Source organism: Elioraea sp. Yellowstone, from assembly GCF_006704265.1.
GTDB lineage: Bacteria > Pseudomonadota > Alphaproteobacteria > Acetobacterales > Acetobacteraceae > Elioraea.
The window spans coordinates 1-658 of record NZ_VIKA01000322.1 but is presented as its reverse complement, the minus strand read 5'-3'; the positions used below and the strand labels follow the sequence as shown (position 1 = coordinate 658).

Genomic DNA, 658 nt, shown 5'->3' with positions numbered 1-658 from the left:
ACCGGGCTGCGGCGCGCGAGCGCCCCGCGCAAGGCGGCGAGCGCGGCCGGCGGCTGCGCCACCGGCACCACCCCCGCCGTGACCGCGAGCGGCGCATCGAGGGCGAGCGCAGCCCAGTCCAGCAGCGGCTGCCAGCGTTCGGCTTGGCGTGCGGCGAGTTCGGGCGGGAACTCGGCGCGGTAGCAGAGCAGGTCGGCGGCACCATACTTGGCCAGCGCCGCAACTGTCGCCTCGGGATCGGGTGCCACACGGTCGATCGCAGTCGCGATCACCCGCGTCACACCGAGCGCGGCGAGCCGCACCTCCGCCCCCTTCGCGCCGCCGGCCGACCGCCACTCCTCGGCGATCGCCTCGGCGAGCGCGCGGGTCGGCACGCTGAGCGTCGTGCCGGAGGGCAGGCGCAGCGGGCGGCCGTCCAGCACGACCCCCCAGCCGCCCTCCCGCGGCACGGCCTCGGCGCGCTCCCAGAAGCGCCTCATCGGCCGAGGCGCGGCAGGAGCTGCTGCAAGGGGCTGGCCGGCCGCTGCTGTTGCTGCTGTTGCTGCGGCGGCTGCTGTTCGATCGGTGTCCGCTGCTCGGACGGGGCGGTTTCCGGAGCAGGGGTCGCGCCCGCCCGCCCGCCGCGGGCGATCGCGAGCTGGGCCGCGCACTCGTCCCC

2 protein-coding genes are annotated in these 658 nt (G+C 77.5%); both read right to left on the bottom strand.

Annotation, left to right across the window (positions count from 1 at the left end; translation table 11 throughout):
• On the bottom strand, window positions 1-479 hold a 479-nt coding region (locus FK498_RS18945), incomplete at its 3' end, for an ATP12 family chaperone protein (protein WP_141857279.1).
• Window positions 476-658 (bottom strand): hypothetical protein (locus tag FK498_RS20070; protein WP_237561028.1); only part of this gene is annotated, 183 nt, incomplete at its 5' end. The genes FK498_RS18945 and FK498_RS20070, both read right to left, overlap by 4 nt.